This is a genomic window from Streptomyces kanamyceticus (genome assembly GCF_008704495.1).
In the GTDB taxonomy this organism is placed as follows: Bacteria; Actinomycetota; Actinomycetes; order Streptomycetales; family Streptomycetaceae; genus Streptomyces; species Streptomyces kanamyceticus.
In genome coordinates this window covers 4,695,019-4,706,075 of the sequence record NZ_CP023699.1, presented here as the reverse complement: position 1 = coordinate 4,706,075, position 11,057 = coordinate 4,695,019, and the positions used below count along the sequence as shown (strand labels likewise).

Genomic DNA, 11,057 nt, shown 5'->3' with positions numbered 1-11,057 from the left:
GCCCCGCCGCGCCCCGCCCCCTGTTCCGGGCGGGGCGTCGCCGTTGCCCGGAAGGGAGCAGCCGATGCGCTGCCAGTACTGCGGCCAAGACAAGCCGGACGTGACCATCCGCCGCGACCCGTTCGCGTGGGAGGCCGGCGATCAGGACGTGCAGGAACCGATGTGCGATCCCTGCGAGCAGATCAGGTTCGAGGACTCCTGAGATCCAACTCCGGTCGCTCCGCCTGGTCTTCGCCCGCCCCGTGGGGCTGGCGAGGGCCGGGCAGGCCGACCGGCCCGCACCGCACGCACCGTCTCAACTCGGAGGCTTCACCGTGCTGTTGGACAAGAGCACACCCACCCGTTACGAGATCAGCATCAACCCCGTCGGCCCGGCCCGGCGCCCCGGCTGGCTCGGGACCGTGATCATCCTGCTCCTGCTCGCCGTGGCAGCCGTGATCGCGCAGCGCGACGAGGGCACCAGCACCCCGCCCCGGCCCGAGCACACGCCGAGCGCCGACGTCCGCACTCACGGCCAGGAGATCCCCGCATGAGCGCCGCCCTGTGGCCCGTCGTGGCCCGCATCACCGCCGCCCTGGACGCGTCCAACGGCCGTACCGAACACGAGATCGCGATGCGCCTGCTCAAGGTCAGCGAGGAAGCCGGGGAAGCGGCCGCCGCCTACATCGGCATGACCGGCCAGAACCCCCGCAAGGGCATGACCCACACCCGCAACGACGTCGCCCAGGAACTCGCCGACGTCATCGTCGCCGCCGCGGTCGCTCTGCTCTCCCTCACCGACCACGCCCCCTCCGTGCTGGACGCCAAGCTGCACAACGCCGCCCACCGCCTGCCCCTGCCACCCAAGGGCAACCACTGATGGCCCGGCTGCGCATCAAGCGCACCAACTGGCCCCGGCCCGCGCTCATCCTGACCGACACGCCGCGTCCCGACTGCCGCGACTGCGAGGGCGAGGGCGGCATCGAGGAGGACTACGGCGACAACGCGACCGGCGAGTACGCGGGCACCCACTGGTATGCGTGCACTTGCTGGAACGAACAGCGCCGCTGGGTCCTGCTGCCCCTGCCGCGCCGCCGCAGGTGGCGCTCGCGCCGCGACCTGGACCCGTGGGCCGCCAACGGCTACAGCGACGAACCGCCCTTCTAGCTGTGCCCGGGGCGGCCGCCACGTCTCGCCAAAGAATCGCGGCCGCCCCGGCTCCCCGTTCCCGTCAAAGAAGGAGGAGTACTCCAGCATGACGTCTTCCGCCCTGCCCCGGCGAGTCCACCCCGGGCCACAGCCGACCGGGCATCTGGCCACCGCGCTCGCGCTCGCGTCCAAGGGCGTGCCTGTGCTGCCGCTGCGCGTGGGCAAGGCCCCGTTCAACAACTGCCCGGCCTGTGCCAAGAACGCGTGCGGCGGCCGCCCGCACATGAAGCAAGCCGGGCCCTGCACCTGCCCGCGCCCCTGCCACGCCTGGGCCGCCGCGACCACCAACCCCGACACCCTCACGTCCGCGGCGTGGGCGCGGGCCTGGCGGGAGGCGGCGGCGGTGGCCTACCACCCCGGTGGCGTTCGCCTCACGGTCGTCGACCTCGACCACGCCGACGCGATCACCTGGGCGCACGCGCACCTGCCGCCCACCCGCACCGTGCCCACCACACGCGGCCAGCACTGGATCTACCTGGGCACCATGCCCTCCACCAACGGTGTACGCCCCGGCGTGGACATCAAGTCCCGCATGGCCTACGCCCGTTGGCTCGGTCCCGGCACCGGCCGCCTCACCGCCCTGCCGGACACCGTCCGCGCGCTCGCCGTGAAACCCGCCCCGACCCGGCCCCTGCCCGATCCCGCTGCCGCGCCTGCCCCGCCCGGAGGCGGTGCCTGCCCGCACCGCATGCCCGCCTACCTGGCTCGCGGCCTCACGATGGCGGAGCAGGCCATCACCGAGGCGACCAGCGGGGTGCACGCCACCGTGTACCGCACGTTCCTGGCGGTGCTCTCCACTCACGGCCGGTGCGGCTGCCTCACCGACGCCCACGTCGGGCGCCTGTTCGCCGCCGCGCAGGCCAAGGGCGAAAGTGCCCGGCACTGCGCGGACGCGTGGGCCAACGCCCGTTCCACGTTGGAGCTGTGAGCGTGTCCGACGACGAGAAGGACCCGGCCCGCAAGGTCATCACCGACTACGCGCAGTCCCACTTCCGGTACTTCCGCACGGTCGAGGGCACCGTGTACGCCCAGCGCATCGGCCACCCCGTGGCCCGCCCCATCCGCTCCCAGGGCACCACCGGGAGCCACCGTCAGGAACTCATGGTCGGCCTCTTCCGCGACGGGGTCGGCGTCTTCAACGGAACCGCCCTCAAGGAGGCGTTGGACTTGATCGAAGCACTCGCGCTCACCGAGCAGGTACAGCCCACGCACATCCGCGTTGCCCCCGGCTTCGACGGCGCCACCTGGCTCGACCTGGGCCGCGACGACGGACAGTCGGTGCGTATCCACCCCACCGGCTGGGACATCCGCGTCCCCGACCCCGCGGAGGTCTGCTGGCGGCGCACCCAGCTCACCGGCGAACTCCCCCTCCCCACCCGGGACACGAACGGCAAGGGCCTGGACCAGCTGCTGCGGCTGTGCAACTTCGCCGACGCCCCCACCGAATGCCTGGCCGTCGCCTGGCTCATCGGCTGCCTCGAACCATCCGTCCCCGTCCCCGCCCCGTTCCTGACCGGCCCGCAGGGCGCGGGCAAGTCGACTGCCGGGCGGATGCTCATCCGTGTCATCGAGGGGATGAGTAGTGACCTGCGGCGTCCCCCGAAGGACGAAGAGAACATGATCACGGCCGTAGCCGCAGGGTGGATCACCGCGCTGGACAACCTCTCGCACCTGGCCCCGGATCTGTCCGACCTGATGTGCTGCGTCATCACCGGAGCCGAGAGCATCAAGCGCGCGCTGTTCACCGACGGCGACGTCGTGCGCTCCCGCTACCGCCGCCCGGTGCTGCTCACCGGCATCGACGTCGGCATCATCCGGCCCGACCTCGCCGAACGCCTCCTGACCCTGCGCCTGGTGCGCCCCCGGGTACGGCGCACCGAGGCGGAGCTGTGGGCGGAGTACGCCGAGATCTTGCCCGCCGTGCTCGGCTCGCTCCTGGACCTGACCGTCAAGGTCCGCGCGGCCGAAGCGGAAACCCCCACCGACCTGCGCATGGCCGACTTCGCGCACCTGTGCGCCCAGCTCGACACGGCGATGAGCTTCGGGACCCTGGCCGCCTACCGGGCCAGCCTGGACGACCTGAACGACGACGTCATCGAGGGGGACCTGCTGGCGCAGACGGTGCTGCAGCACGCAGCCGAACTGGCCCCCGGTGAAGAGGTACGGATGACGTCGGCCGAGTGGCTGCACTGCCTCACCGCGCTCTACAGCGGCGAGGAATGCCGTCCCCTGCCCAAGGGCTGGCCCACCACCGGCAAGGTGCTGTCCGACCGGCTGCGGCGCATCCAGCCCACCCTGGCCTCCCGGGGCGTCCTGGTTGAGTGGGGCCGCACCAGCGCGGCCCGCTACATCGAGCTCAGCCGCCAGCCCCCGGCCCCGCCGCACACACAGCAGACCGCGTTCTGACCGCGCGTACAGGCGGACAAGCAAGAGGAGCACACACAACCCTGGGTGTGCTCCTCTTGCGGTTCGGCGGCTCCGCCGCCCTGCAAAGGTCGCGCCGCGAAGCGGCCCGCTCTTCACGCTCTGAGCGACGACGCACAACCACAGAAACCACCCCCGTCTTTTTCCTAAGTAGGGAAGATCTGCGTCACCGCGTCATCACGGCCCGACAGACGGCCGCTGACCAGCACAGACAACGGTGACGCAGACGGCGAATCCTGCGTCACCCCCGCGTCACCCGCGTCACCCCGTGACGAGAGCCCGTGTCACTGATGACGCAACGCCCAACCTGCCGCGTCACCCAAAACCACAGGTCAGAAGCCTGATTGACGCAGCTGACGCGATGACGCAGAAATCCGCGCCTAGGACAGGCGCAGACTCCCGAGACCGACCCCAATCACATTCGATCCGTTGACCAGCAATGTTGCGGATCCCCCAGAAGGCTGAGAGGAGTCATGAAGGTGTTGAGGCGAACCGGACTTCCCACGAGCTATTCGGCCGGGGAGGTGGCGGCATCCCTGGGGTGCTCGGAGTGGTGGGTTAAAGAGCAAGCCCGCCGACGGCGCATCCCGTTTCTTCGGAGTGGTGGCGGCTACCGCTTCACGAGCGACCACGTGCAGGAGATCTTCCACCTTCTTGAAGAGCGCCCTAGTCAGGCGAGCGCCGTCGAAGGCAGCTCGCCCCCGCGCCGATGCGCGAATACGCAGCCGACCAAGTCAGTGACGAGCCTGCGTGCGCGTAGCCCGAGGCGGGCACGCAAAGCCGCCTGATAGAAGAACCGTTCGTGAGGGGGTGGAAGCCGCCAAGGCTCCCGCCCCCTCACATTTTTGTGAGAGGCAAGCATGGGGTACGGAGAGAAGCGCGGAGACTACTACCGAGGCCGGTACTGGATCGCACCCGGCGTGCTCCGCACCGTCGAAGACGCCAACGGCAACACGATCCGGTACTCCACCAAGCGCGAGGCCGCGAAGGCGGCGAACGATCTGGAAGCCAAGGTTCGAGAAGTCGGCTATCGCGACCCGGACGCAGGCAAGGAGACCTTCGGCGAGTACGTGAACCGCTGGTACGAGGCGCAGGAGTTGGCCTCGTCCACCATGCAGAACTACAAGCACCACATCGAGGAGCACCTCCTCCCGGAGTTTGAAGACAAAGCCATCGCTGACATCAAGCCCACGGACGTCGGAGTCTGGGAGAAGAAGGAGCGGAAGCTCTATGCCGTGTCCAGTGTGAAGACCTGGCACGGCACCCTGCACCTCATCCTCAGTGACGCCGTGGAGGAGGGGCTGCGTGACTCCAACCCGGCAACCAAGAGGCGGGGTAGGGGGAAGCGTGCTGGCCGCTCCCGAAATCGCGGTCCCGAGAAGGTGGTGACCGACGCTCTCGGCATCCTCCTGATCGCAGAACGGGCCTCGCTGTTGTCTGGCCGCGATGACGAATTCGTGGCGTCGGTCTTGAAGGGGTATACCGGCATGCGGTGGGGCGAGATCGTCGGCCTGGAGCGCGAGTTCGTGCGCCCCACGTCGGTGAGGGTGGAGTGGCAGCTCTACGAACTCGATTCGGGGGAGTTCGAGCGCTGCCCACCTAAGGACGACTCCTACCGGACCGTCGACACCCCCGCGTGGCTGTCCGGCTTGGTGACGGGCCATATCGGCCGGACAGACTCGTCACCTTGTGCGTGTCACGAGCTGTCCTATGTGTTCCGTGGCCACGGACCCGCCAACGGCGCGGCCCGCCAAGTCGGCGCGAAGCTGGTCGACGTCGCCCGCCGCGCCGACGTCTCCGCGGCAACGGTCTCGAACGTGCTGAACCGACCGGACATGGTCGCGGAAGGCAGGCGGGTCAGGGTCGAGAAGGCCATCGCGGAACTCGGCTACGTCCGCACCGGCCAGTCCGGGGAAACGGCCGCGCACTGGCGACGGACCGGTTTCGCAACCTGGCTCTTCCAGCCTGCCGCGACGGGCTGGTACCCGAAGAAGGCTCCGCAGGAGGCACGTCCTGTGCCGGTCATGGCGGACCCCTGGCCGGGGGTACCGGCCAGGGGGCGGAACGCTTCGGGCCGGGCAGACGTGTGCTGGCTTCCGATCGCGCGTGGCCTCACCCCTCACGGGCTCAGGCACACGCACAAGACGGTCATGGAGGAGCTGGGGACCCCGCCCAAGCTCATGGATGAGCGAATGGGCCACGAGGACGGTTCAGTCCAAGCGCGCTACACGCACATCACTGCGCGGATGAGGAACCGGCTCATGGAACAGCTCACCGTTCAGTGGGAGGAGGCGTTGGACGCACGGCTGGCCATGCACCCGCGATCACCAGTGCGTGTGCTTGATGCCTTGCTGAGGGCGCGTCTGGGGTGATGGCCGGGGAGTGGTTTTCCTTGATCCACTCCCCGTTCACTCCCCAGCGGGCCCGGAGAACGAGTCAGGCCCGGTCTTCCGTGAAGGAAGACCGGGCCTGACCTGGTACTTCAGCTGTCGGGGTGGCGGGATTTGAACCCACGACCTCTTCGTCCCGAACGAAGCGCGCTGCCAAGCTGCGCTACACCCCGATGTCGTTGCTCCACTGCCCCCGCCGAAGCGCAGGTCGTGGCGACATCGATTACTTTAGCGGACCGGCGGCCGGACACGAAATCCGGTTTCGGGGCCCCGTATGTAGGGGCGGATCCGGTCCAGGCCTACGACCAGGAGGGCCAGGGCGTAGAACGCCAGGCCGAAGATGACCGCGTTGCCGAGGACTCCCGCGTAGCCGTGTGCGTCGACGTCCAGGAACGGGTAGGGGTAGCGGGCCGTGGAGCCGGGGGCCATGAGTGCGCCGCGGGTCAGGGCGAAGGCCAGGTAGGCCAGGGGGTAGAGCAGCCAGAGGCCGGCATGGCGCAGGCGGAGGCCGCCGGGGGCGATGAGGAGCAGCCAGTCCAGGGCCACGCCGATCGGCGTCACCGTGTGCAGGAGTTGGTTGGAGAGTGAGCGCCAGCCGGAGAGGGGCTCGGTGCCGTCCGTCATGGAGAAGCCGCTCGCGTCGTTGGCCAGGACGAAGTGGTACACGAGCCCCGTGATCGCGATGAAGAGCAGCGTGCCGCCGCTCACCCAGGCCGGGAGCGGGCGGCGGCCCCGCCAGGCCCGCCACGCGGACGCTCCGAGCACCACCGCCACCACCACGTTGCTCTGCACCGTGAAGTAGCTGAGGACGCGCAGCGGGCTGCCGACGGCCAGGTCGATGACGATCCCGGTCAGTGCGGCGAGTGCGATCAGTGTGCGGAGGGCTGCGGCGAGGGGGCGGCGCTTGTGCGGCACGACCGCCTCCGCCGGGACACCCGCGGAATTCGGCGCGATCATGCACCCCACCGTAAGCACGGTTTCTGTCAGCTGCCCGCGGGGGCCCTGGGCTGGGCTGCGGACCGGGGCCTCAGACCACCGGTGCCAGCGTCAGCAGCGTCGCCTCCGGAGGGCACGCGAACCGCATCGGCGTGTAGCGGCTGGCGCCGCAGCCCGCCGACACGTGCATGAACGACGTACGACCCTCCGCCTCGTGCATGGACAGGCCCTTCACCCGCGCCGTGTCCAGGTCGCAGTTGGTGATCAGCGCGCCGTAGAAGGGGATGCACAGCTGTCCGCCGTGGGTGTGGCCCGCGAGGATCAGCGGGTAGTCGTCCGCGGTGAACGCGTCGAGCGAGCGCAGGTACGGCGCGTGGACGACGCCCATCGAGAAGTCGGCCGCGGAGTCGGGACCGCCCGCCACGCGCGCGTAGCGGTCGCGCTTGATGTGCGGGTCGTCCAGGCCGGTGAGCCCGATCTCGTAGCCGTCGATCTTCAGCGAGCCCCGGGTGTTCGTGAGGTTCAGCCAGCCCGCCGCGTCGAACCCGTCGCGCAGGCCCTCCCACGGGTTGTGGACGACGCCGACGGCGGGCGCGTTGCCGTTCAGGCCGTGCCTGCCCTGGGCCTTCTCGAACAGGTAGCGGGCGGGGTTGCGCAGCTTCGGCCCGTAGTAGTCGTTCGAGCCGAAGACGTACGCCCCGGGGAACTGCATCAGCGGCCCGAGCGCGTCCAGCGTCTCCGGCACGCCCTCCGGGTCGGACAGGTTGTCACCGGTGTTGATCACGAAGTCGGGGCGCAGGCCCGCGAGCGAGCGCAGCCACCGCTGCTTCTTGCGCTGCCCCGACACCATGTGGATGTCGGAGACCTGAAGGACTCTCAACGGCCGCATCCCGGACGGCAGTACGGGCACCGTGACCCGCCTCAGCCGGAAGGAACGGGGCTCGATGCCCACCGAGTAGACGAGACCGGCCGCGGCCGTCGCCGTGATGCCCAGAGGTACTGCGTATCGCGCGCGCATCCCCCCATCGTGTCAGACACCGAGCACCCCGAACCGGCAGGGGACCCGGGGTCAACCACGGGCCGCCCCCGGGAAATCGGCGGGCAGGGAACCGCACGCACCTGCCACAATCAACGCATGACCACGCTCAAGTCGAAGCTGCAGGAAGACCTCACCGCCGCGATCCGGGGGCGTGACGAGCTGCGCTCCTCGACGCTCCGGCTGACCCTCACCGCGATCACGAAGGAGGAGGTCGCGGGCAAGGAAGCGCGCGAGCTCTCCGACGACGAGGTGCAGAAGGTGATCGCCCGCGAGGCGAAGAAGCGCCGCGAGGCGGCCGAGGCGTTCGCCGACGGCGGCCGCGCCGAGCAGGCCGCGAAGGAGAAGGCGGAGGGCGAGGTCCTCGCCGAGTACCTGCCCAAGCAGCTCTCCGACGACGAGCTGCGGACGATCGTCGCCCAGGCCGTCGAGGAGGCCAAGGCGGCCGGTGCCGAGGGACCGCGCGCCATGGGCCAGGTCATGAAGATCGTGAACCCGAAGGTCGCGGGCCTCGCCGAGGGCGGCCGCGTCGCCGCCGTGGTCAAGCAGCTCCTCGCGGGCTGAGAAGCGGCGACTTTCTCGCGGACCGACCCCGGTCCGCCACCGCCAGAAGTGCGATGAGGGCGCTCCCCTGAACCAGGGGAGCGCCCTCATCGACGTACGAGGAGCTTCAAGAGCCGGAGCCGATTACCGGAGCCGATTACCGGGGCCGATTAACGGGGCCAGCCGCCGATCCCGCCCCCGTTACCGCCACCGTTCCCGTGGCCCCCACCGTTCCCGAGCCCACCGATCAGGTCCGGCCACGGGCTGCCGCCGTTCCCCCCGCCATCGCCCCCACCGTTGCCGCCGCCACCCTGATCGCCACCGCCGCCACCGTTGCCGCCGCCCGGCTTGCCGTCGTCGTGGTCGCGGCCCTTGTCCTTGGGCTTGTCGCCGCCGGGCAGGTGGACCGTGTTGAAGCCCGGTGCGGGCTTGCCCGTGAGGGCGCCGCTCATCGCGTCGCGCCAGATCGGGCCCGGCACCTCGCCACCGAAGACCTTGCCGTACGGGACTCCGCCGATGTCGATGTTGACCATCTGCCGCTTGTGCTGCGGGTCGCCGACCCAGACCGCGCCCGACATGTTCGGGGTGTAGCCCACGAACCAGGCGGCGTAGCGGTAGTCGGTCGTACCCGTCTTGCCCGCGCTCGCGCGGGAGCCGAGTCCGGCCTGCTTGCCCGTGCCGTCCTCGACCACGCCCTTGAGGAGGGTGTTGATGGTGTCCGCGGTCTTCTGCGACATGGCGCGCGAGCACGTCGACTTCGGTACCGGGAGCGACTTGCCGCCCAGCGTGTTGATCGACTCGATGGCGATCGGCGTGCAGTACGTGCCGCGCGAGGCGAACGCCGCGTACGCGCCCGCCATCGTCAGCGGGGACATCTCCTGGGTGCCGAGGGCGATCGACGGCGCCTGGACGATGTCCTTGCCGTCGGCGCGCGCGAGACCCATCTTGTCGGCCATCTGCGTCACCGGGCAGATGCCGATGTCGCCGATGAGCTGCACGTAGTAGGTGTTGACCGACTTCGCGGTCGCCTCCGCCATGCCGTACGGACCGACCTCGGTCTCGTTCTCGTTGGTGAGCTTGGCGCCGCCCGAGTTCACCCAGTCCTTGCCGTCACAGGCCGACACCCGCTGCGGATAGGGCATTTCGTACGGGGACGAGTAGCTCTGCCCCGCCGACTTGCCGCCCTCAAGGGCCGCCGCCGCGACGACCGGCTTGAACGTCGAACCCGGCTGGTAACCGGCACCGCCGCCCATGGAGTCGTCTACGGAGAGGTTGATCGTGGTCTCGTCCTTCTTGAAGCCGTAGGGCCGCGACTGACCCATGCCGAGGATCTTGCCCGTGCCCGGCTCGACGATGGTGGCGGCGGTCGCCACGTCGTCGGTCTTGTACACGTGATCCTTTATCGACGCCTGCACCGATTCCTGGGTCTGCGGGTCGAGCGTCGTGCGGACCTTCAGGCCGCCCCGGTTCCAGACCTTGGCGCGCTCTTCCTTCGTCTTGCCGAAGACCGGGTCGTTGAGGAAGACCTCGCGTACGTAGTCGCAGAAGAAGCCCGCGCCGCTGACCGAGGTGATGCAGCCGTTCTTGGGACGGCTCACCTTCAGGCCGAGCTCCGTCTTCTTGGCCTTGTCGGCGTCCGCCTGCGAGACGTCGTGCGTCTCCGCCATCCGCTGCAGTACGACGTTGCGGCGCTTGGTGGCCTCCGCCGCGTCGTTGACCGGGTCGTACCGGCTCGGCGACTGCACGATGCCCGCGAGGAGCGCGGCCTCCTGGAGCTTCAGGTCCTTGGCGGGCTTGGAGAAGTAGCGCTGGGCGGCCGCCTCGATGCCGTACGCCTGCTGACCGAAGTAGGTGATGTTCAGGTAGTTCTTGAGGATGCGCTTCTTGCCGAGCTTGTCCTCGACCTGAATCGCGTACTTCAGCTCGCGGATCTTGCGGCCGATCGTCTGCTGGGTGGCCTCGGCGACCTTCGTCGGGTCGTCACCGGCCTCCTCCACGAAGACGTTCTTCACGTACTGCTGCGTGAGCGTGGACGCGCCCTGCGAGACGCCGCCGCTCTGCGCGTTCTGGTTGACCGCGCGCAGGATGCCCTTGAGGTCGACCGCGCCGTGCTCGTAGAAGCGTGCGTCCTCGATCGCGACGATCGCCTTCTGCATGTACGGCGAGATGTCCTTGAGCGGCACCACGGTGCGGTCACGCGAGTAGACCGTCGCGATCGATCCGCCCTTGTTGTCCAGGATGGTGGTGCGCTGGCTGAGCGGCGGCTGCTTCAAGTTGGCCGGGATCTCGTCGAATCCCTCGACCGAGCCCTTGGCCGCGAGGCCGAGCGCTCCCGCCGCGGGCAGCGCGATTCCGGCGAGCACCGCACCCGCCAGCACGCTGACCCCTAGGAACTTCGCGGCCTGCTGAGTTGGTGACAGGCCACCGCCCGAGCGCTTCTTTCCCATGAGGGCAGCCTAATCCGTAGTCAACGGCGTTCCGAGTGAGCGAGCCCCCAAGATCGACCGAAATGACGCCCCGGTGCGGCAGGCGCGCGCCTT

At 69.5% G+C, this 11,057-nt stretch carries 11 protein-coding genes and 1 tRNA gene; 8 read left to right on the top strand and 4 right to left on the bottom strand.

The window, feature by feature from the left end:
• The first annotated feature begins 64 nt into the window (after positions 1-64).
• The 7 genes from CP970_RS44250 to CP970_RS19665 all read left to right on the top strand — a co-directional run bounded on the left by CP970_RS44250 (position 65) and on the right by CP970_RS19665 (position 5,984).
• The gene (locus CP970_RS44250) at positions 65-202 is read left to right on the top strand and encodes a hypothetical protein (protein ID WP_157877722.1); all 138 of its coding nucleotides are present in this window, start codon (positions 65-67) and stop codon (positions 200-202) included.
• A 40-nt stretch (positions 203-242) separates the two neighbouring features.
• Positions 243-533 (top strand): hypothetical protein, encoded by a 291-nt coding sequence (locus tag CP970_RS19695; protein WP_150493633.1) that lies wholly within the window; start codon positions 243-245, stop codon positions 531-533.
• Positions 530-859, top strand: a complete 330-nt coding sequence (locus CP970_RS19690; protein WP_055548626.1) for a hypothetical protein — start codon at positions 530-532, stop codon at positions 857-859. The genes CP970_RS19695 and CP970_RS19690 overlap by 4 nt, the downstream gene beginning before the upstream one ends.
• Positions 859-1,146, top strand: coding sequence for a hypothetical protein (locus CP970_RS19685; RefSeq protein WP_055548624.1), 288 nt, complete (start codon positions 859-861; stop codon positions 1,144-1,146). The genes CP970_RS19690 and CP970_RS19685 overlap by 1 nt, the downstream gene beginning before the upstream one ends.
• A gap of 88 nt (positions 1,147-1,234) precedes the next feature.
• Entirely contained in the window at positions 1,235-2,116 is an 882-nt protein-coding gene (locus CP970_RS19680) for a bifunctional DNA primase/polymerase (protein ID WP_055548621.1), read from the top strand.
• 2 nt (positions 2,117-2,118) lie between these two features.
• Complete coding sequence (locus CP970_RS19675; RefSeq protein WP_055548619.1) at positions 2,119-3,594, top strand: hypothetical protein; 1,476 nt, start codon at positions 2,119-2,121, stop codon at positions 3,592-3,594.
• 878 nt (positions 3,595-4,472) lie between these two features.
• The gene (locus CP970_RS19665) at positions 4,473-5,984 is read left to right on the top strand and encodes a LacI family DNA-binding transcriptional regulator (protein WP_055548617.1); all 1,512 of its coding nucleotides are present in this window, start codon (positions 4,473-4,475) and stop codon (positions 5,982-5,984) included.
• A gap of 117 nt (positions 5,985-6,101) precedes the next feature.
• On the opposite strand, the gene CP970_RS19660 is transcribed toward CP970_RS19665, so the two are convergent.
• From CP970_RS19660 to CP970_RS19650, 3 genes are all read right to left on the bottom strand, one after another.
• Positions 6,102-6,175, bottom strand: a tRNA-Pro gene (locus CP970_RS19660).
• A 55-nt stretch (positions 6,176-6,230) separates the two neighbouring features.
• A complete protein-coding gene (locus CP970_RS19655) occupies positions 6,231-6,959 on the bottom strand; it encodes a Pr6Pr family membrane protein (RefSeq protein WP_055548615.1) in 729 nt (242 codons plus the stop codon).
• Between the two features lie 70 nt (positions 6,960-7,029).
• On the bottom strand, positions 7,030-7,956 hold the full coding sequence (locus CP970_RS19650; protein WP_055548613.1) for a metallophosphoesterase: 927 nt from the start codon (positions 7,954-7,956) through the stop codon (positions 7,030-7,032).
• 117 nt (positions 7,957-8,073) lie between these two features.
• On the opposite strand from CP970_RS19650, the gene CP970_RS19645 reads away from it, so the two are divergent.
• Positions 8,074-8,538, top strand: coding sequence for a GatB/YqeY domain-containing protein (locus tag CP970_RS19645; protein WP_055548610.1), 465 nt, complete (start codon positions 8,074-8,076; stop codon positions 8,536-8,538).
• 149 nt (positions 8,539-8,687) lie between these two features.
• Here the strand turns inward: CP970_RS19645 and CP970_RS19640 are convergent, their stop codons facing one another.
• On the bottom strand, positions 8,688-10,964 hold the full coding sequence (locus tag CP970_RS19640; RefSeq protein ID WP_150493631.1) for a transglycosylase domain-containing protein: 2,277 nt from the start codon (positions 10,962-10,964) through the stop codon (positions 8,688-8,690).
• Between the last annotated feature and the right edge of the window lie 93 nt (positions 10,965-11,057).

What these genes read in the sequence shown, in the direction of transcription:
- CP970_RS44250 (WP_157877722.1), top strand. Translation starts at nt 65, where the DNA reads ATGCGCTGCCAGTACTGCGGCCAAGACAAGCCGGACGTGACCATCCGC.
- CP970_RS19690 (WP_055548626.1), top strand. Translation starts at nt 530, where the DNA reads ATGAGCGCCGCCCTGTGGCCCGTCGTGGCCCGCATCACCGCCGCCCTG.
- CP970_RS19685 (WP_055548624.1), top strand. Translation starts at nt 859, where the DNA reads ATGGCCCGGCTGCGCATCAAGCGCACCAACTGGCCCCGGCCCGCGCTC.
- CP970_RS19680 (WP_055548621.1), top strand. Translation starts at nt 1,235, where the DNA reads ATGACGTCTTCCGCCCTGCCCCGGCGAGTCCACCCCGGGCCACAGCCG.
- CP970_RS19665 (WP_055548617.1), top strand. Translation starts at nt 4,473, where the DNA reads ATGGGGTACGGAGAGAAGCGCGGAGACTACTACCGAGGCCGGTACTGG.
- CP970_RS19655 (WP_055548615.1), bottom strand. Translation starts at nt 6,959, where the DNA reads ATGATCGCGCCGAATTCCGCGGGTGTCCCGGCGGAGGCGGTCGTGCCG.
- CP970_RS19650 (WP_055548613.1), bottom strand. Translation starts at nt 7,956, where the DNA reads ATGCGCGCGCGATACGCAGTACCTCTGGGCATCACGGCGACGGCCGCG.
- CP970_RS19645 (WP_055548610.1), top strand. Translation starts at nt 8,074, where the DNA reads ATGACCACGCTCAAGTCGAAGCTGCAGGAAGACCTCACCGCCGCGATC.
- CP970_RS19640 (WP_150493631.1), bottom strand. Translation starts at nt 10,964, where the DNA reads ATGGGAAAGAAGCGCTCGGGCGGTGGCCTGTCACCAACTCAGCAGGCC.